Origin of the sequence: Pantoea sp. RSPAM1, from assembly GCF_038816185.1 — a bacterium.
GTDB lineage: Bacteria > Pseudomonadota > Gammaproteobacteria > Enterobacterales > Enterobacteriaceae > Pantoea > Pantoea ananatis.
This window is the reverse complement of record NZ_CP046138.1, coordinates 56,609-77,220: the sequence shown is the minus strand read 5'-3', so window position 1 is coordinate 77,220 and position 20,612 is coordinate 56,609. Positions and strand designations below refer to the sequence as shown.

The following is a 20,612-nucleotide window of genomic DNA, read 5'->3' as shown; positions in this document are numbered from 1 at the left end:
ATATGGGCAGCGAGGTTGCCGGGAAGGCGGATGTGAAGACGGCGATTGTGCTCACGGCGGCGGGGATGAGCCGCCGGTTTCGACAGGCAAACGGCCAGCATAAACTGCTGGCGGTACTGCAGGATAAAGCCGTCCTCCGGCATTCGCTGGAACAGGCAAGGGCAAGCGGTATGGATATCATTGTTGTGACGCGCCCGGAAGATAAGGCTATTCATGTGCTGCTGGACAACGTGCGTGCTGTTTTCTGTGACAGCCAGGGGCTGGGAGATTCCATAGCAGCAGGCGTCAGCGCCTGCCTGGACTATGATGCCGTCATTATCGCGCTCGGTGATATGCCTTTCGTCACGACTGACAGCTATCAGGCGGTGGAGCAGGCGTTGCATGCTTCACCGCTTGTGCGACCGTGGGTCAAAGGACAGCCAGGCCATCCGGTTGGCTTCCAGCGAACATTTTTTCCCGCGCTGCAACAGCTCTCAGGCGATACGGGTGCACAACATTTACTGTTAAACCAGCAAATCCGCTATGTGCCGCTCAGCGATTGGGGCTGCCTGGAGGATATTGACTACCCGGAAGACTTACTGCGAGTAAGGAGCAGCTCATGATTACGCTGGATCAGCGGGTTATCGAAACGGCCTTGAACTGGCATCAGGCGGGACAGGCGATTTGGCTGTGCACCGTGCTTCGCACCTGGGGTTCGTCCCCACGCGCACCGGGGACAATGATGGCGATTAACGCCTGCGGTGATTGCTGTGGCTCGCTTTCTGGCGGCTGCATTGAAGAAGATTTCCTGGCACGTCTGGCGGAAGGACATTACCGGATAAGCAGTCAGGTTGTCCGATATGGTGATGGCGGACGGCAAACCCGGGTGCAGTTGCCTTGTGGCGGTCGTCTGGACGTGCTGGTGGAGTATCTGCTTCCTGACATGCTCAGCGGCGCGTTGTTAAGTGCAATGCATCAGGCGCTTATCGGCCAAACCCGGATGATCAAAAAGTTGACGGTGGGCGAGCGCGCATCGTGGGAGAGGGTTGCAACGTCCGCCGCGTTACCCGTACTCAGCTATCAGGACCCCGACATCGTGTTGCCCGTCGGCGCGATTCCTGAACTATTGGTGGCCGGGTATTCTACAGTTGCGTTTGAATGCATTCGTCTTGGGCAGCTTCTGGGTTTTCATGTGCGCGTCTGTGAGCATCGTTCGGCAATGTTAAGTGAACTGGAGCGTCATTTTTCGGGTGAAGACAACGTGACGATTGTGCCACAGCATCCTGCGCGCTGGCTGGAGTTAAACGGTGCCCATGCTGCTGTTGCCATTGTGTCGTTAACACACGATCCCCGTATTGATGAGTTAACCATGATGGAAGCGGTCAATACGCACGCTTTTTACATCGGCATCATGGGCTCGGTAAAAAACAGCGCTAAGCGGAAGGCACGCTTAACGGCGATAGCCGGATTGGTTGAGGATGAGCTGGCCAGGATTCAGGCACCGATAGGTTTGGCCATTGGCAGTAAAACGCCTGCGGAGATAGCGTTATCAGTGATGGCCGATATCGTAAGGGTTAAAAACCAACACTGATATTATGCCAGCCGGTTCTGGCGGCGCGATGTTCAGTCTGCCGCCTGACCGCGCTTTAAGGCGATGCTTTCTCCAGCGAATAAAAGTAGGTTCCTGAATAGGGGACAGGCAGGAACGAGGTGAATATCTGCTGCAGGGTGTGTTCCGGGTCAAGGTCTTTAAACCGATCCGGATACAGGGTTTTAGCAAAAAATTCTGCTGCCGCAACGTGCCACGGGCTGAGATAAAAGTTGTGCCACAGTGCGGCAGCATGACCGTTATGAAGGGCCCGAAGCTGCTTAAGGCCATTTTGTTGCGCAGTCAGTTGGATCAGGGACGCGCGTGTTTCAGCCGGACTGACGGCGGGGCCGATGTTCAGATCCGATGAATCGCCACTGTCTCCGCTACCTGTCGCAAAATAAAAATCCGGATGCGCGACAATCACGGCTTCTTCATCCAGTCGGCCAAAAACGCCAGCCAGGGTTTTACCGGCAATGTTATCTCCCCCCGCCAGCGACAGCACCTCACCGAGGCTGCCATTCACGGCGGTGACGCAACATTCATTGCGGCGGCCCAGATGGAGCTGTAACAGCACGGTAGGTTTAGGGTCTTGATAACGGGCAAGGCGCTGCTGAATAACCTGCATATGTTGCTGATAAAACTGGTTGAACGCCGATGCACGCTGTGGCTGATCCAGTACATCCCCAAGGATGGCAACACTCCGCGTGGTGTTTTGCAGTAAATGTACCCGCAAATCGATTTTCACCACGGGAATGTTCGCCGCTTTCAACACCTTTTCCAGCCGTTGCCCGGCATCATTGCTGCGGGCGAGCTCGGGCAGGATCACCACGTCCGGTTTTAACGCAATCACCTGTTCAGGATTAATATCATTTATTCCATCAAAACCTAACGATGGTATGTTGAGCATCTCTGGAAATTTGTGCGCGAAAATATTCCATGTCTGCCGGTCATACTTCTTCAGATCCTGTGGCCAGCCGACCAGCCTTTTGAACGGATTGCCGGGTTCCAGCATGGCGAAGGTGTACAACATTCTGCTTTCGCCAAGGACAATACGCTGAGGACGAGCGGGAATATCAACCCGATCGCCGTTAATGTCAGTAATCGTCTTGCCCCAGGCGACGCTGCTGATTGTCAGGGACAGCAGCAGTAGGAGCCGGCAGATTGTTTTGCAGGGATCAGAATTCAACACGGGCTTGCACCATCAGGTTACGGGTTTCACCTTCACGTACACGCAGGTTACCGCCGCTCGACGTGTAGTAGTGTTTGTTAAACAGGTTATTAAGATTCAGTCTTAACTGCGTTTTTTTACCCAGTAGCTGATTGTTCCAGGCAATAAAGCCGTCAGCAACAACGTAATCCGGCAAAGAGAAGCTGTTATCCGGATCGCCGGCGCGACTGCCAACATAGCGTGCGCCACCGCCAACACGGAAATCACCGGGTAAACCGCTTATCACCAGGTTATGGCTCAGGTAAAGCGCCCCGGCATGTTCAGGTGCATTTTGTAGGCGATGGCCGTTGTTGGCCGGATTAATTTTGTCATCGACGATTTCGGCATTGTCATAACTGTAATTGGCGCTGATGTCCCAGTCGGGTGCCACTTCTCCATTAACCTCAAGCTCAACCCCTTGAGACCGCGCCTTGTTAATGGGGCGGCTGGTGCCGTTGATGCTCAGCGACATCTGTCTTTCATCAATGTTGTAGAAGGCGACAGAGGCGAAAAGGCGAGGGGTAATTTGCCATTTACTCCCTGCTTCCCATGTCGTGCCCTGTTCGGGTTGACTCACATTGCCCGCATCATCAACATCGGTTGACGGGGTAAAGGATTTACTTATGCTGGTGTAGAGCGAAATATCTGGCGTGATTTTATAAATCAGCCCGGCCTGTGGCAGGAATTTATTCCCTTCATCATCCAGTGTCTGAACCACCGGGTTGAAACCTTTTGAAGCCCGTTGCTCATAATGTTGGTAACGCCCGCCCACAACGGCGATCCAGTCGGATGTCAGCGAAATACTGTCTTTGACATAAACCGAGCGGCTGTGGATACGGTTTAGGTTATTGGCATTTGCCGTATTCTCTGTCGTGCTGCTGGTGACGGGAGACAGCATGTCATAAACCGGATTGAAATAGTTGAAACGTCTGTCATTCCTGCCCTGATACTGATGCGCCCGATAGGTTTGGTTCATTTCATAATCGGTGCCAAACACCAGCGCATGCGTCATGCCAAAAAGTTCCGGATTGCCCAGAACATCCCAGGAAACGTACTTGGTTTTATGATTAAAGCCGCGATTGGCATCCGCGCGCCGGGTGACAACGCCGCTGGCAGGATCAATGGCCGTTACCCGCACTTCATTATTGTCATAACGGCGCTGATTCCAGCCAAACGTCAGGCGCGTGCTCCAGCTGTCGTTGAACTGCCAGTCATAATGGGCGTTAAGTGCCTGATTGCGTCCCCAGGCATGATTGGCTTTGTCGTCCAGCCGCTGTTTGTAGGGCAGTGAGAGAGGTGAGCCGTTGATAAACGCGGTGCCGCGATCGTAGGGAATATCATAACGATAATCGCTGTAACTGATTAACAGGCTGGCCTTCTCACCATACCACTGAAGAGAGGGAGCCAGCAGCGCGTGTTCATCACTGCCAAAATTACGCCAGTAATCCTGGCGTTGTTTTTCCGCGATGAGCCTGAAGGCAATGCCGTTGCCCAGTGGGCCTGTAACATCCAGCGTACCGGCACCGCCGCCTTCGCTCGAGTAGCGGCCACTGACCGCTGAGTGCCAGGAATATTGCGGCTTTTTGCTGATCACGTTGATGATCCCGCCGGGATTCTGAATACCGTAGAGTAACGAAGCCGAACCCTTTAGCACCTCGACGCGTTCCGTGGTGGCATCCAGATTGAGTCCCTGGCTGCTGCGGATGCCGTCGCGATAAACAGACCCATCAGAATTACTTCCAAAACCACGCCGCACAAAACCATCTTCCGTGCCTGCCAGGGTGTTTGCTTCAGACACGCCACTGACAAAACGCATTGCATCACTCAGGCTGCTGGCCTGGTAGTCATCAAGCTGTTGTTGTGTCACGGTACTGATAGACTGTGCCTCATCCAGACGCGCCACCGGGGCTTTGCTGGCCACGCTGCTGGTGGGCGTGGTGTAGCCATCCTGACGCTCTGCGTCACTGGTTACCGTCACCGTATTATCGCTGACCGCCGCCAGGCCATTACCCGAGGCAAGCAGCGCGCCAGAACACATCGCCAGCATGACTGCCTGCTGGATCCCCAGGTTTTTAATCTCGTTGGAACGTTTTTTCATTATTTTTTCGCTGATCATCAATGACAGAAATAAAGGAAATAACCCTGTGTATGGCGTGTGTTTATTCAGCGACGGGCAGATAACCGCATCTGCCCGGCCTCGCTTTTTGTAATTGATAATCATTCAACCATCGACTGATGTAGTAGTAAACAGAAATGAGAGGGCTTTCACTACATCCTGAAATGTTACCCGAGATGCAGAAGAAGCGATGCGTGAATGACATTATGTTTTGAATTTTATCGTTTTTTTAATTCATTCTGGGCGAGTAAACGCGTGAGCTGTCCCTGGAGGAGAATCCTGTTGGCGATAAAATTGCTTGCTGACTACATTGTGCAGGGCCATTATCTGCGGGCGGGAAATGAGAAACATTATCCTTTATGCAGCTCATTGGGGCTTTGTGCGTGCATGTTTCCGGCACTCACGACGCTTCAGGATCAATACATGCGGGAATACCATCACATGTTTAACAGTGAAAATGATAAGGCGGACGATCATCGGAATGCAGACTAAAGGCCGCGTTGATATCGTGGGTGAGCGTATCCGGTCACGTGAGCATCAACTCTCTCCACGCCTTCTGGCTGTGGCGCATTACATCAATAGCAACCGGGAAACGGTGCTTGACAGCACGGCGATGGATATTGCTGACGCCAATCATACCTCTGACGCCACCGTTATCCGCGCTATCCAGGCGCTGGGGTTTTCGGGCTTACGCGATCTGAAAAAAGTGCTGCAGGCCTGGTTCGGCCCTGGCATGTCGTCAGAGGAGAAGATGACAACCACAGTCAACGACGTGACGCGTGATGTCACCTCGTCCATAGACTTTGTTTTGCAAGGGCATCTTCATGCCTGCCATGTTTTATCCTCTGAGCAAAACCGTCAGGCGCTGGCCGAGGCTACCGGATTGATGATCGAAGCCCGTCAGGTTGCCATTTTTGGCATCAATGCCTCAGGCATCCTTGCGGACTACAGCGCCCGCCTGTTAAACCGAATTGGCCTGGCGTCATTTTCACTTAACCGGGCAGGGATAGCGCTGGCGGAGCAAATGCTGGCCTTGCAGCGCGGCGATGTGCTGATCATGATGGCGCAGAAGTCTGCCCACCGTGAGGGAAGCACCGTGGTGCGTGAAGCCAAAAGACTCGGCGTGCCCATTATTTTACTCACGAATGCCACTGACTCCTTTTTTGCCCGCGAAGCGGATGTGGTAATCAACGTTCCACGCGGTGGAGAGAAGGGGCGAATTCCGCTCCATGGCACCGTAATGGTTTGCCTGGAGATGATGATTTTGTCGGTTGCCTCCTCCCTGCCTGACCGCACCGTGAAAACCATGAAAAGACTGCAGGACCTTTACCGTGGGCTTAAGCCTGCGGCTAAAAAATAGCGCCTTGGTTGGGTGTCACACCGTCCTGACTGATGAGACCTTGCCACGGTCGCCAGGGTCGACGGCATTGCCTCCGTTCTGGCCTCGCCAGGCACGTTTTTCGCGCTCCGGGCTCAGGTGCGGCTGGCACTTTTCGGAATTTTAAAAAAAGTTTTCGTTTTTGCGAGCGCACCCCAGCTTTCACCTGGAGCCTTTCACTCTCAACGGCTATTACTGAGCCGTGATGTTTTTTGCTGTTCTTCGATTTATCCATCCTTGTTACATCCCTGAGCGGAGCAAATGATGAAGAGAGCGCGTGTGTGGTTTCCTGTATCCTTAGTGGCGCTGGCCACGGTCAGTGCCCTGACAACATCGCTGCAGGCCATGGCATGGGACAGTCTTACCGTATTTGGTGACAGTCTGAGCGATACCGGAAATGTGGGGCGGTTTACCTATAATTCTGCAACCAATCCGCTGTATGACGAAATCCTTGCGCGGCAGGCAGGGCTTACGCTCCAGCCTTCTTCCCAGGGCGGCAGCAACTACGCGGCAGGCGGGGCTGTTGCCGTACCCGCTATTAATTCGCAGTTTAATACTCAGGATCAGGTGGCGCGTTACCTCGCATCGACCAACGGTCACGCCGATCCCAACGGATTATATATTCACTGGATAGGCGGTAACGACCTGGCCGCAGCCGTTGCGCTTCCTCCGCTGGCCACCACCCTCATTGACAACAGTGCCGGTGCGGCCGTCAGTCAGGTGAAAGCGCTGCTTAATGCTGGCGCAGGCACCGTGATTGTGCCGACAGTCCCTAACGTAGGTGCCACGCCCGCGCTGATCGAGGCGATTCTTCAGCCGTTTAGTGCCGCAGCCGTATCTGCTGCCTTTCAGTCACTGGATGCTGCCGCAACGCCCAACAGTGCCGCCAGACAGCAGGCTATTCAGGCTGCGTTCAATCAGGCAGCCGGACAACTCTCCGGTGTTCCTGCGGTTCGCGATCTGCTCGCGCAGCAGTTATTCGCCGCCTGGCAACAGCTGAGCGCTCAGGCGGCAGCCTTGACGGCGCGGTACAATCAGCTGGAGGAAAACGCGCTGGCAAATACCCAGGGTAATATCGTCCGGGTTGATATTAATGGGCTCTTTAGTGAAGTCATCGACAACCCCGCGGTTTATGGATTGAGTAATACCGCAGGCATGGCCTGTCCGCCCGGAACCTCCTCCGTTGACTGTACCTCATCAACAGCAGGTTTTTCGTCCCAGCAAAATTATCTGTTCGCCGATCGCCTTCATCCCAGTCCGGCGGTACATGCCATCATTGCCGACTACATTCAGTCGATTCTGGATGCACCCGCGCAGGTTGCGGTGCTGACGCAGGCCCCACTCGCCATGCTGCATGACATGCACAACACTCTGGATGGTCATCTTCAGCAGCAGCGTAAGCAACCCATTGAGGCCGGTCAGTTCACAGTATTTGGCGGTTATGCCGGTCAGCATGCACGCAATAAAAATGATGTTTTCAATGATGGCGACACCGATACCGCCAACCTCTCTGTGGGCATCGGTTATCAACTGAGCGAGAGCTGGCAGGCCGGTGCGTTGCTGTCGACCGCAAGTCAACGCCAGCATCCCTCAGATCGGTATGATTACCGATTGCGTGGCAATATGGTTGCGCTCTGGAGCCAGCTGCAGCTGATGGACAGGCTCTGGCTCAACGCCGACGTCCACTATGCGGATCTGGATTACGACGCAATAGAACGGCGGATAACACTTGGACCTGCAACGCGAACGGAGCAGGGAAGCAGCGGGGGTAAACTGATGGGGCTGCGCGTCCAGACAGGCTGGGATTTACCCCTAGGCGAGGTCATCACCACCGGTCCGGTAGCCAGCTATGCACTGGACTACGTGCAGGCAAATGCTTATCAGGAACGGGGCGACAGCAGCAGCGCCATGCGTTTCTCCGATCAAACGCGGCACGCACAGATTGGTGCAGCGGGCTGGCGTATCGACACCAAAGGATTATGGATAAACCCCTGGGCACAGGTCAGCTATAACCACCAGTTTGGCGACACCGACTCAGCCGTGAGCGCGGGGTTAAAATCAACCCGAACCACCTTCCGGCGCACCAGCGCAGGCCAGGATAAAGACTGGGTGGATATGGCCGTTGGCGCCAATGTGCCATTGGGCGAGACGGTGACCGCTTTTGCCGCTGTTTCAACGGTGGTGGGTGCCCGTGATTACCACGATGTCACATGGAACCTGGGCCTGAGCGCTCGTTTTTAAGAGGTTGTTATCGCAGGGACGCGATAAAAGTTTCCTTGCCCGTGAACCCGAGCGCTGGACTGCCGGATACCTCGGCCTGTGTCCTGATGTCACTGCCACAAGATAAATCGTTACCTTGCTGAGGGAGGGTGAACGGCTGAGAAAGTTTGACGGATCCCGCTTCGCAAGCGGGTTTCGGTAAGGTATAGTGCGCGTTTTTGGAGGAACCATGCTGACCCAATCATCTACACGGCTCAATAAATACATCAGTGAGAGCGGAATATGCTCCCGCCGCGATGCCGATCGCTTTATCGAACAAGGCAACGTTTTCATCAATGGCAAACGCGCGGCGGTAGGTGCCCAGGTCTTTGCAGGCGATGTCGTAAAAGTGAATGGACAGTTAATTGAGCCACGTGATGAAGATGATTTGGTGCTGATTGCGCTGAACAAGCCAACCGGCATTATTACCACGATGGAAGAAGGCGAGCGCGATAACATCAGTGATTTTGTCAATCACAGCAAGCGCGTTTTCCCTATTGGTCGGCTTGATAAAGATTCTCAGGGCTTAATTTTTCTGACCAACCATGGCGATCTGGTCAATAAAATTTTGCGTGCGGGCAACAACCACGAAAAGGAATATGTGGTGACCGTCGATAAGCCTGTTACCGACGAATTCATCGCGGGCATGGCGTCAGGTGTTCCCATGTTGGGTACGGTAACCAAGAAATGCAAAGTAAAGAAAGAAGCGCCTTACGTGTTTCGTATTACGCTGGTTCAGGGGCTTAACCGGCAAATCCGACGCATGTGCAAACACTTTGGCTATGAAGTGACCAAGCTTGAACGCACGCGCATCATGAACGTCCCTCTTAAAGGGATCCCTTTAGGCGAATGGCGTGATCTCACGGATGATGAACGGGTTGAACTGTTTAAGTTACTCGAAAATTCCTCTTCCGAGGACAAGCCAGCGAAGAAAACACCCCAGAAGAGTCCGGCGGCAAAGAAACCGGCAAAAAATGCCGTTAAACAGGGCGAAAAGTCAGAGGATAAACCGGCCTCACGCAAGCGGTTTACCCAGCCCGGTCGTAAGAAAAAAGGGCGCTAGAGCGGATGCGCCTCAATGAGTTGTTGCCCTTTGATTATCTGTGAATACCGGCCTGAATGGGCGGATCACTTTTCTACTGAAGCTGCCGTTATCGCGGCGGCATTGGGCGAGCATCTTGTGGCTATCCACCACATTGGCAGTACGGCTGTAGAAGGGTTATCAGCCAAACCTGTTATCGATATTTTGGCAGAAGTGATGAATCCTGATGCACCAACAGCAGAGTCAGGGCTAATACAGGCAGGCTATCAACCGCGCGGAGAAAACGGTATTCCGGGAAGACGCTATTTTACTAAAGGTGTTCAGGCGCGAACCCACCAGATTCACGCTTTCCTCCCGGGGAGTCCGCATATCGTACGCCACCTGGCGTTCAGGGATTATTTGCGAAACTTTCCCGCGATTCGCCATGAATATGCTGCGGTCAAATACGCCGCACAACGTGCCAGCCAGGGCGATATGAAGGTCTATTGCGCATTAAAACATGATTTTATTCAGTTTCACCAGCAGCGCGCACTGGCGCTCTTTCCCTTCTGATTTCTTCCACCGCCTCGCTTTCTATTACCCGCAACTTTTCTGAAATTGTGTTTCTGCCATCTGCACTTTTTCACTCAGCAGCAAGCGCGAACTGGTGTTTGCCGAAAGTGCCTGAAACGACGAAATAAAGCAGCCGATGCGTGCGAGAAAGCGTCAGGCCAGTGCCTCAGGCTGCATAATCAGAAGACGCCACCTTTTCAGGATGAAAACGACATGGCAGGATAAGCCAAATTACTAAGGAGTGGGCCTGATGTTACTGAAAGGTATGAATGATCCGTTACTTAAAGCGTATCAGCATCCAAAATCAAGGTTGATGATCAGTCGTTTCAGAGGGTTAGCGGGGGATCGTCGTCTCAGTGACTGGCAGGTTTTTTGTATTCTGGTCAATGGATTTACAAATTACTGGTACGTATTATCCGGTAATTTCAACATCCATGTTGAATATACTAAAACGCGGCAGTTCGATTTCATGCAGGATTTTTTGCATTTTTCTGTCACGCTCGATGGCTTATTAAGCGACGCGCACTTTCGCTGCCCTGATTTTATTTTGCCACATTATGATGTTCCTTATGAATTTTGCCGCTGGCGCAGCAAGCGCGGTTATGACTCTCCGGTGACTTATGTAGGCAACCACGGTGTTAAATCCCATAAAGGTCTGTTTATCGCCAGCCATGATGCTACGCGAGATGAGTACCTGATGAAATGGGAAGGAACAGTCACGGTTTTTGATAAAGCTTTTTTTAAAATGGGAAGTTTCCAGACTACCTGTGACTTTTTAGTGAATGATATGACAAAGACTATTCGTGAAGGCGTGACCAGGCATTTGAGCCTGTATCGTGACCTGTATAATTATATTTTTCCTTCGCCCGCGGAAGCACGCATTCAGGCGCGTGACAATAAACGTTATATGGCAAGGAAATAAACAATCGGCCAGACCTCTCCTCGCATTCCGTTCAGAAGGGTAAACTGTTAGTGTCCGGAGGGCTCGCCGGGTAACTTCCAGTGCAGCCAGGCATCCAGTTCAGTTTCGCCCATGGGCTTGATGTTGAAATATTCATATGCGACATCATCTTGCGCGGTAGCGGCAAGGGGAGACGTCGCGGCGTGAAAGGCGGTTTCATCTGCTAAGACTATTGTATTGAACTCTTTCAGGGTGCTAAAAATACTGTGCGCTATCAGACGTGAAGTGATTTTTGCATTGATCGCGTTTGCCAGGACGTTATCAAGCTTAATGATGACAGGCGGGCTTTGCCGAAGGTAGCGTATTTTGCTATAGCCTTTAGCGACGTCCTCCCACGACATACTGAATCCCAGACGTCTGAGCATTTCCAGCCCCAGCATGGCGGCCGGGCTGTCGATGATATGCTCCGTTTTCACTATCTTGATGACGAGCAGTGAGACCGGCAGCCCTGCCTTTAGCATTTTCTCCGCCACCTTTTCTGCAAAAGCGACGTCAGCAACATCTCGTTCGTGAAGACTTATCGTTACAGGTAACTGAATAGGATGATGCCGAAGACGTTTAAGGCGGGAAACAGCACGGTCGACCAGCCAGGCCGTGAGCTGTTTGTCCAGCTCTGTTCCCTCAGCCAGCGTGGCAAAATTTTCTGCCGGCAGTTCGCCGTGCAGTGGATGGTGCCAGCGCATCTGTGCTTCAAGGCCCACAGGTTTGCCGCTTTTCAGGCATACCTTGGGTTGGAAAGCCAAATATAAACTGTGATTGCGCCGTAACGCATCTGCCAGTTCGCTCATCAGGGTAAAATCTGTCGCACAGCCTGAATCGCTTAATTCCTCTGGACGAAACGGCGAGACCTTTTGGCCACTCTCATATTCCAGCGCATTGACTGCTCGTCGAAGAACCTCATAGGCGGGGGCATCACCGGCAACAAAATCTGTTTGCCCGACGCAGGTGGTCAGGGCCATCGTCAGGCCATCACCGACATCAGCACTAATTCCATTCAGACGCTCGGCAACCCAGCGCGCGCTGATGTGACTGTCAGAATGGGTTAAAATCGCAAAGCGCCCGGTGGCAATAGTATAAAGCAGGCCGCCACTGATTGGTCGAAGGCGTAAAGGCAGAAGTGTCGCCACATCTTTCAGCAACGACTCCAGCGATGCCATACCTAACGATCGGGATAATTCGAACGCGCGTGACATATCGATACAGTCAATCAGCACCAGACGGCGAGAAGCCGTGTCGTTCAGATTAGCAAGGTGTTGTATATCACGAACAAGACGTTCGCGATTCGCCAGCCCGGTAACAGGTTCGACAAAAGCCGCGGAGTGCCAGGCGTCAAGGAATGCGATAACTAACGCTGCCAGGGATTCGAAGATATTTTTCTGCTGGTTGTCGAAAGTGCGAGGTACTGTATCCGTTACGCACAGCGTCCCCAGCATCAGGCCATTTTTGTTTTTTAGCGGCGTGCCGACATAAAAGCGGATGAAAGGCGCATGCGTTATTAACGGATGATAAGCAAAACGTGCATCACGGCAGGTATCCGTGACGACGACCGTTGCACCGCCTTCGACCACGTGCCGGCACAAGGCCTGCTCGCGAGATGAATCTTGCAGCTCAATATTATAACTGGCGCGAACAATATGCTGTTCATCGGTCAGGACGGTAAGATAACTTCCATGAGTGCCCAGCAGCTGGCTGGCCAGACGCAGAAATTTTTTCAGGCCTTCATCCCGGCCGCGATCGGAAATGCTGAGTGCATTTTTTTCGCTGGTGCGGTGAGATTCCTTTTTGCTGTATTCCATAGACATTCCCGCTCCTGCCCGTTTGCTGAATAGAACTGCAAAAAAGGAGTGTACGACAAATGCTGGAAATAAAACCCAATCAATATAAAAGGCAAAAGCAATTAATTTGTTTCTTGTGGAGAGTGAAGGTAGGAATTATTAAGTTTCCATATCTTTTTACTTAATGCAAATTGTATCCGCTTTTTGGGTTTTATTTTTAGTTAAAAATTTTGGCGCTGAATTGCTAAAAATAATAGTGCGGCCATTTTAATCAAGCGTTTCATTTTTATTTTATCATTCAGCCTTAAATTAAATTTCAGGTATTGTTCTTTTTTTTTAATGTATACATGCCGGGCCTTATGTCATTTATGCGCCATGCATTACGCGGCGTGACGGGATAGCACGCAGTGGTTACATCTGCAATATCAGCCAATACAAGGCATTATCCCATCTTAACGGCGGACGGTAACAAGGCGTTAAAGTCAACCAACAAGCCATGTCAGGATCTTTTAGGTGAATATGCATTTTTAAATTAATAATGTTAACGAATGAGCTTCGCGACGCCACAAGATAAACCCGGCTCGTGCCGCGATGAAGCGTCGTCACCGTAACATATCAATGTAAATTATTTTGCCTGTCCGCGAACCGATACCTGCATGTTTGGACAATAACTGATAAGCTATCTTCTACAATCACGACGACGTTGGAGCTGCCCTTTGCTGACCACCATTATTTATCGCAGCCACATTTCGGATGACGTTTCTGTTAAGACGCTTCCAGGAATGGTGGATGATGCCAGCATACTCAATGCTTCCCATGAAGTGACAGGCATTTTGTTGTTTAATGGCACGCATTTCTTCCAGTTGCTCGAAGGCCCGGAAGAGGGCGTTCTTGCTATTTACCAACGTATCTGTGCCGATCGCCGACATCACAACGTGGTAGAACTGATGCGTGACTACGCGCCATCCCGTCGCTTCGGTAACGCAGGAATGGAGTTGTTCGATTTACGTGAACACGATCGTTCAACCGTACTTCAGGCGGTTCTCGATAAAGGCACCTCCAAATATCAGCTGACTTATGCTGACAGAGCGCTGCAGTTCCTGCGTACCTTCGTAGAAGCGCGTGAAAAAGAAAACTACTACGAGGTTTTACCGTCGGAATACTGGGAATTCATTCCTGAAGCGCCTGCCTCAAGCGCGGCAAAACCCTCTCCTTCGGGTATCACCTTCCGACCGGTTGTTGATCCGCTTGCCAGGCAGGTGACGGCGATTGAGGCGGTTACGGATACGCGCTACAGCGGCAGCGATCCCAATGGGTCGGATAAAAAGTTACATGATGCCGACCTTGACGCCGTGATTAAAGCTTTCGAGATGGCAGGCAGGGCCTGTCCGGATGAAATGACCCTGTATGTCAGCCTGCTTCCTATGACGCTGGTGGTTGTGCCGGACGCCGTGGCCAGAATTGTTGCAATTATCAACGCCTCAGGTCTGGTGCCAGAGCAGGTGGTCATTGGCGTCAGTGAAACCGAAGTTATTTCACGGCTGGAAGCGTTTTCCGTGGCTGTCAGGGAGCTTAAAGCCGCCGGTATCAGCCTGTCCGTTGATAACTTCGGTGCGGGATCGGCGGGATTGTCATTGCTGACTCACATTCAGCCCGATCGCATCCGTATTGATTCCAGCATCACCACGGATGTTCATCGAAGTGGCCCGAAACAGGCAGTAGTTCAGGCGATTATCAAATGCTGTTCAGCATTAGAAATCACGGTAATTGCCGCAGGCATCGTAAAAGCGGAAGAGTGGATGTGGCTGGAAGCTGCAGGCGTGATCAACTTTCAGGGCAGTCTGTTTGCCTCGTCAGATTCGGGACAGTCCGATGCGGTCGCCTGGCCAGAATACCGTGACGCCATGTAATGATGCTCATGCCGTTATAACCTTATAGTCTGGCCGTTTATCGGTAATCTATTCCTGGCAGCATGGAACGCTGCTGTTCTTCCACTTATGCTCTACGTACCCGCCCTGCATTATCCTTCTCTCCTGCTACGCATTTTGAATTCAGCCTGAATATTGCCATTTTTACCGATCCGCTATCTTCTGTTGCGAGTCATTGTTAATTGTCAGGCAGCCAGCAATAGTGCGGGTGTACTGTTGCGAAAGGCATGAATAACGAGTCCTCGTGCTCCGCGACAATATTTAATGTCTCCACTTTTGATAAGAGAAATTAAAATGATTTTATCCGAACAGTCTGAACAGGGGGCACGAGGGGAGCATATAAAGCGTTATTACTCACTAATGAGTTGAATTAATCATCTTTTCAGAGATTGCCTGGACACAAAAAGCCCAGTTTGCGATCATGACGGCATTACGGAAAATAAAAACCTGGCCAGGCATAAATAACATGAAAGAAAACAGTCGCTTAGAATCTATCATGAATTATCTTAAAGGGAACAATCTGGTCACGGTTGAACAGCTTGTTACGGTGACCGGTGCGTCACCTGCGACCATAAGACGCGATCTGATCAAACTCGATCACGAAGGCGTCGTCAGCCGAACGCATGGCGGCGTTACCCTGAACCGGTTTATTCCTTCTCAGCCCACGACGCTGGAAAAGTCGTCGCGCAATCTGGCTGAGAAACACGCGATCGCCCGCGTTGCGGCCAGTTTTATCAAAGCCGGTGATGCGGTTATACTGGATGCCGGTACCACCATGTTTGAGCTGGCGCGGCAGATCACCCATATGCCTCTGCGCGTGATTACCAACGATCTCCATATCGCACTGTTTTTGTCTGAGTTCAAACAGATTGAAGTGACAATTATTGGCGGCCGTATTGATGAAAGCAGCCAGTCCTGCATTGGTGACCACGGGCGAAAACTGCTCAACAATATTCATCCGGACATTGCCTTCCTGAGCGGTAACGGATGGGATGGTGTTAAGGGCGTGACGTCGCCTACAGAAGAAAAGGCCGCGCTCAAACGGGACCTGATCAGGAACGCCCAGCGCCGAATTTTACTGGCAGACAGCTCAAAATACGGCGCATGGTCGCTGTTCAACGTGGTGCATTTGAAGGAGCTCACGGATATTGTCACCGATGCCAACCTGGATAATGAGATCCGGCAAAGGTTGCTGTCAAACCCCCTCCCTGCGCTGACGATCGCGGAACCCGTGTAACACTCCGTTGCCCAAGGCGGTGTTGCAGACCAATCGGGTGCGGGTGAGTGCGTGACGGAACGCGCGGCACTGATTATCCCCCGGTCATGGCATCATGTTGGCCAGAAGAGGGAGCGGCTGAGACTGGGTAAATGGTTTGGCGATAAGTGCGTAAGCAGGTACCAGGGGTGGCGCCAGAACACGACATTGCTTAACCGGCTGATAAGATACGAGCCAGGGTCACGCAACCGTTTCCCGCCAGCGAGTGTTACTCGTCAATCAGGGGCTTAAGGTACAAACGTGTATCGTAATCATCACCATGTTTAGGATGCCAGACCATAGCGGCATTTTCATCACCGATGTAGGTCATCCCCAAAGGCTCTATGACTGCATAGGGCTGCGCGAAAGCGGCGCGGTAAGCCAGTAACTCTTTTGCCATTGCCACAACCTGATGAGAAACGTCATCGGGATGGGTGACAATGTGATTTAACTGTTCTTCAGTCAGCATACTTCTGTTCCTGAACACCCAGCCCATAAATGAAGCCATCTGGCAGGGGTTTTAAATCTGTTAATTTTAGTCAAACGGGTTACCGTCAGCTTTCGTCATTGCTCAACGCTCAATGGACATGACCCATATTGGCTGTAAGGCGTAGCTTACTACGGGAAGGACAGATTTCGAAGGCCTGTTGACAGCCGTGCAGAAGAAAGCGTCAGGACAGTAGGAAGGGCGTGACTTTATGCGTCGATAAATCAGACAGAAAAGACGCGACAGGTGGCCTGCGACATCTTAACTCTTTATCGCCATATGATCGCGGTTGGTGTCGTTGGCTTTAGCAATAGGGTAGCGCGTTTTACGCTTGTGCATGAGCAGCCATTTTCGCTTCCGCCCCGTCAGGCCCAGAGAATGAGGCGGAAAAGCGTTACACAAAACGATCTGATGAGATTGCTGACAGAGCGGTAGCGCAACAGGTGAACGCATTTTCATGTTATAGCCTACGGTGATGCAGGCTGGCAACTGCGCTTATGATGAGGTGGATGATAAATATGTCCGGAATAACCTGGTCGTTTATTGGCGCGATAGGTTCACTTTGGCTTGCAGTCATGTGTGATATCAACATAGCTGACAACGCGAGGCTGACGGCGGGGTTTCTCGTTAAAAATCTTAGAAAAAAGTTCCGGTCATGTTATACAGTCTCGCATAGTCCTTGTTTGCGATAAATCGTCCTTTAACAGGGCGCTAAATATTTAAATTTAGGCTAAATTGGTTTCTGCGTTTTTGCACCCGCACAAGGGGAGGCTGTTGTGCACAATAATCAAAGTGGCAATGACGAAAATCGTCTTAAAGCGGTTAAAGCACTTTTGTCACCTGATGTTACCAGGGATGAGGTGCTGGAAAAATTTGTTCATCTTGCCGCGCAGGTACTGGGTATTTCAGGCAGTTTTATTTCTATTATTGATGATAAAAATCAATACATTAAGGTTTCACGTAATTTCAATCTTAAAGAATCCGCACGAGAAGTTTCCCTTTGTCGTCACGTGATTGACGGTGACGGACAGCTCGTTGTGCCGGACACATTACAGGACAACCGCTTTACCTTTCATCCACTTGTTGAGGGTGAGCCGCATATTCGGTTTTATGCAGGTGTGTCATTATCGAATCTGGAAGGGCTGGTGTTAGGCACGCTTTGCGTGACCGACACTGAGCCTCATACGTTTAGTGATGAGCAACTGGTCACCTTAAAGTCGCTGGCAAAACTGGTCAGTTCTTTTCTGGATGCATGGAATCTTGCCAGCTTCACGGACCTGATCACGCTTTTACCCAACCGGCCCCGACTTATTCGCGACATGCAGCAGCTGGCCGTCAATAATCCCGATCGTCGTTTTCGCCTGATCCTCATCGACTGTCTTGATATTCCACAGGCCTATGAGTTATCCCGTACTTTTGGTATTGCGCCGGTAGAAAACCTGCTAAGACAAATTGCCGGACTGGTCGGTGTTCGTCTTCAGCTGCAGTCCGATGACATGCTGTATTCATTTGCGCCCGGCCGGTTTGCGTTAATACAACCTTATCTTGGTGGTTATAACGCGCAAAGCACCGTTGAGGTATTAACCAGCCTTAAAGCAGATTTAGCGGATAACATCACGATTGATATTGATGTTTATACGGGTGAGACAGAGTTTGTTTCCCGCGACATTGATGCGAATGAAGTGGTGCGCCAGGCGGTCAGTGCATTACACGAATGTATCTATCAAAATATGGGTGCCATGACGTTCGATCATGCTTACGATTCGCGACGCACTGAAGATTTTTTGATTATGAACGATCTGGCTCAGGCGCTAAAAAAAGATGAAGGCCTGTATCTCGCCTATCAGCCAAAGGTCTGTTTAAAAACGGGAAAAACCGTTGGGCTTGAAGCGTTGATCCGCTGGCATCACCCAGAGAGAGGCGAGCTGTTTCCGGCCGACTTTATACCGCTGGCCATTAAAACCAACCTGATTTCTGTGCTCACTGACTGGGTTATCGATCGCGTCATTATTCAGCTTAATCAATGGAACAATGAGTTTGAACTTATCCCGATATCCGTGAACGTCAGCGAACGCGACTTTTCCAGACCAGAGTTTGCCTCTGGCTTAGCCCGTAAAATGCAGGCGGCAGCCTTGCCGACAGCACTACTGGGCATTGAGTGCCTGGAAAACGAGCTCATTACGGAGAGTGAAGTCGCCATTAACGGGCTGGAGGCGCTTAAAGCTCAGGGATTTGTTATTTCACTGGACGACTTCGGTACGGGCTACAGCAATATCAGTTATCTGCAGGAAATACCGCTAGATGTCATTAAGGTCGATATGTCTTTAATTGGCCGAATGGATGGCGATCATGCGTCAAGAATCATCGTGCGGAGCATTATCATGATGTTGAAAGAGCTGAACTACACGGTACTGGCAGAAGGCGTTGAAACTGAAGCCACGTTGAGTTTGCTGAAGCAATACGGTTGTGACCAGATACAGGGTTACTTTTTTTCGAAGCCGCTCCCTGCCAGCGATATCGAACACTGGTTGCTGCAGAAGTAAATGCCCCGAAGGCGACAGTCGCTGTCGCCTGAAAGCAGGACAGCCTGCTTCAGGGCGCTCTGTTAGCAGCGCTTCAGTCGCTTTAGAGGCTGAAGCGCGCTGTGCGATTAATCTAAATCCCTGCCGTTACTTGCTATCACCTTTTTATACCACCAGAAGGACTTTTTCCGCCGCCGGGCCAGCGTGCCTTTTCCACGATCGTCACGATCTACATAGACGAACCCGTAGCGTTTGCTCATTTCACCGGTTGATGCGGCAATTAGATCGATACAGCCCCATGTGGTATAGCCGATAACAGGAATACCGTCCCCGATCGCATCGGCCATCGCCCGGATATGTTCGCGCAGGTAGCTGATACGATAATCGTCAATAATTTCGCCTTTCTCTGTTAACTCATCGCGTGCGCCCAGGCCATTCTCGACCAGGAAAAGCGGTTTCTGATAACGGTCATACATCATATTCATGGTGATGCGCAGGCCAAGCGGATCGATGCCCCAGCCCCATTCACTCCGCTGAATATGCGGGTTGGTGAGGGATTTCACCACGTTTGCCGCGCTGCTGTTGTTGTCATTCATCTCGGCCGAAGCACATCGGGATGCATAATAGCTGAACGACACGAAATCGACGGTATGCTTGAGGATATCCGCATCATCGTCTGCCATTTCAATCTGAATCCCTTTTTCGCGGAAAAGGCGCGCAGCGTAGGCGGGATAGGCACCGCGCGCCTGAATATCGATGAAAAACAGGTTTTCACGATCTTTTTGTAGCGCCGCCCAGACATCGTCAGGTTTGCTCGACCAGGGATAAAAATTGCCACCTGCCAGCATGCATCCCACCTGATTATCAGGGTTGATTTCATGCGCAATTTTTGTCACCAGGGCGCTCGCGACCAGTTCGTGGTGAGCTGCCTGATATTTAACCTGCTCACTGTTTTCGCCGGGTTCAAACACTAATCCGGCACCCGAAAATGGGCTGTGCAGCATGATGTTAATTTCGTTAAAGGTCAGCCAGTACTTCACTAAACCATCAAATGCGTCAAAACAGGTGCGGGCATAGCGGGCAAAAAACGCAATCATTTTACGATTACGCCACGAACCGTATTGCGTAACCAGATGCATGGGAACGTCAAAATGGCAAAGCGTGACTAAAGGTTCAATGCCATGTTTACGACACTCGGTGAACATATCACGATAAAAAGCCAGGCCCTGTTCATTCGGCGTATGTTCATCGCCACGCGGAAAGATACGGCTCCACGCAATTGAGGTGCGAAAGACGGTGAAACCCATTTCTGCCATCAAGGCAATATCTTCCCGATAACGATGATAAAAATCGATCGCCGTATGGCTGGGATAGAATTCGTCATCGCGCAACTCAACGCGTTTTTCCTGCCCCAGCTTTACCGGCATACGCGTGGGACCAATGGGGATCATGTCAACGGTAGTGAGTCCTTTTCCGCCTTCAAGAAAAGCGCCTTCTGACTGATTGGCGGATAAGGCACCGCCCCATAAAAAGCCTTCAGGGAATGTTGCTTCAGACATG

General features: G+C 51.4%; 16 protein-coding genes. 10 read left to right on the top strand and 6 right to left on the bottom strand.

The features are described from left to right. The first annotated feature begins 2 nt into the window (after positions 1-2). Together GKC68_RS22455 and GKC68_RS22450 are read left to right on the top strand one after the other, a co-directional pair. Entirely contained in the window at positions 3-602 is a 600-nt protein-coding gene (locus GKC68_RS22455) for a nucleotidyltransferase family protein (RefSeq protein ID WP_319019428.1), read from the top strand. Next, positions 599-1,570 (top strand): XdhC family protein, encoded by a 972-nt coding sequence (locus tag GKC68_RS22450; protein ID WP_110982711.1) that lies wholly within the window; start codon positions 599-601, stop codon positions 1,568-1,570. The genes GKC68_RS22455 and GKC68_RS22450 overlap by 4 nt, the downstream gene beginning before the upstream one ends. A gap of 55 nt (positions 1,571-1,625) precedes the next feature. On the opposite strand, the gene GKC68_RS22445 is transcribed toward GKC68_RS22450, so the two are convergent. Together GKC68_RS22445 and GKC68_RS22440 are read right to left on the bottom strand one after the other, a co-directional pair. Next, entirely contained in the window at positions 1,626-2,759 is a 1,134-nt protein-coding gene (locus GKC68_RS22445) for an ABC transporter substrate-binding protein (protein WP_342656944.1), read from the bottom strand. Beyond that, a complete protein-coding gene (locus tag GKC68_RS22440; protein WP_342656952.1) occupies positions 2,746-4,815 on the bottom strand; it encodes a TonB-dependent siderophore receptor in 2,070 nt (689 codons plus the stop codon). Before GKC68_RS22440 ends, GKC68_RS22445 begins: the two co-directional genes overlap by 14 nt. 559 nt (positions 4,816-5,374) lie before the next feature. Between GKC68_RS22440 and GKC68_RS22435 the strand changes: the two genes are divergently transcribed. The 5 genes from GKC68_RS22435 (at position 5,375) to GKC68_RS22415 (ending at position 11,046) form a co-directional block, all read left to right on the top strand. Continuing rightward, the gene (locus GKC68_RS22435) at positions 5,375-6,253 is read left to right on the top strand and encodes a MurR/RpiR family transcriptional regulator (RefSeq protein ID WP_028722599.1); all 879 of its coding nucleotides are present in this window, start codon (positions 5,375-5,377) and stop codon (positions 6,251-6,253) included. Between the two features lie 282 nt (positions 6,254-6,535). After that, positions 6,536-8,512 carry an autotransporter domain-containing protein gene (locus tag GKC68_RS22430; protein ID WP_058706354.1) on the top strand — a complete coding sequence of 659 codons (1,977 nt, stop codon included), beginning with the start codon at positions 6,536-6,538 and terminating at the stop codon, positions 8,510-8,512. 208 nt (positions 8,513-8,720) lie between these two features. Further along, positions 8,721-9,593 (top strand): 23S rRNA pseudouridine(2604) synthase RluF, encoded by an 873-nt coding sequence (rluF, locus tag GKC68_RS22425; protein ID WP_221612073.1) that lies wholly within the window; start codon positions 8,721-8,723, stop codon positions 9,591-9,593. A gap of 15 nt (positions 9,594-9,608) precedes the next feature. Next, positions 9,609-10,124 carry a GrpB family protein gene (locus GKC68_RS22420; protein ID WP_206116351.1) on the top strand — a complete coding sequence of 172 codons (516 nt, stop codon included), beginning with the start codon at positions 9,609-9,611 and terminating at the stop codon, positions 10,122-10,124. Positions 10,125-10,374: 250 nt separating this feature from the next. Then, positions 10,375-11,046 carry a hypothetical protein gene (locus tag GKC68_RS22415; RefSeq protein WP_206116350.1) on the top strand — a complete coding sequence of 224 codons (672 nt, stop codon included), beginning with the start codon at positions 10,375-10,377 and terminating at the stop codon, positions 11,044-11,046. A gap of 47 nt (positions 11,047-11,093) precedes the next feature. On the opposite strand, the gene GKC68_RS22410 is transcribed toward GKC68_RS22415, so the two are convergent. Further along, the gene (locus GKC68_RS22410; RefSeq protein WP_342656943.1) at positions 11,094-12,887 is read right to left on the bottom strand and encodes an EAL domain-containing protein; all 1,794 of its coding nucleotides are present in this window, start codon (positions 12,885-12,887) and stop codon (positions 11,094-11,096) included. Positions 12,888-13,576: 689 nt separating this feature from the next. On the opposite strand from GKC68_RS22410, the gene GKC68_RS22405 reads away from it, so the two are divergent. Further along, positions 13,577-14,770, top strand: a complete 1,194-nt coding sequence (locus GKC68_RS22405) for a diguanylate phosphodiesterase (protein ID WP_047713472.1) — start codon at positions 13,577-13,579, stop codon at positions 14,768-14,770. Between the two features lie 484 nt (positions 14,771-15,254). Continuing rightward, a complete protein-coding gene (locus tag GKC68_RS22400) occupies positions 15,255-16,025 on the top strand; it encodes a DeoR/GlpR family DNA-binding transcription regulator (RefSeq protein WP_014333036.1) in 771 nt (256 codons plus the stop codon). Positions 16,026-16,272: 247 nt separating this feature from the next. Here GKC68_RS22400 and GKC68_RS22395 read toward each other — a convergent pair whose 3' ends face one another. Further along, on the bottom strand, positions 16,273-16,512 hold the full coding sequence (locus GKC68_RS22395) for a hypothetical protein (protein ID WP_342656942.1): 240 nt from the start codon (positions 16,510-16,512) through the stop codon (positions 16,273-16,275). A gap of 279 nt (positions 16,513-16,791) precedes the next feature. After that, entirely contained in the window at positions 16,792-16,989 is a 198-nt protein-coding gene (locus GKC68_RS22390) for a hypothetical protein (RefSeq protein ID WP_221612069.1), read from the bottom strand. Between the two features lie 317 nt (positions 16,990-17,306). On the opposite strand from GKC68_RS22390, the gene GKC68_RS22385 reads away from it, so the two are divergent. Beyond that, on the top strand, positions 17,307-19,073 hold the full coding sequence (locus GKC68_RS22385; protein WP_110956705.1) for a sensor domain-containing phosphodiesterase: 1,767 nt from the start codon (positions 17,307-17,309) through the stop codon (positions 19,071-19,073). A gap of 107 nt (positions 19,074-19,180) precedes the next feature. Here GKC68_RS22385 and GKC68_RS22380 read toward each other — a convergent pair whose 3' ends face one another. Next, a complete protein-coding gene (locus GKC68_RS22380) occupies positions 19,181-20,611 on the bottom strand; it encodes a 6-phospho-beta-glucosidase (protein ID WP_064366768.1) in 1,431 nt (476 codons plus the stop codon). Position 20,612 lies beyond the last annotated feature (1 nt).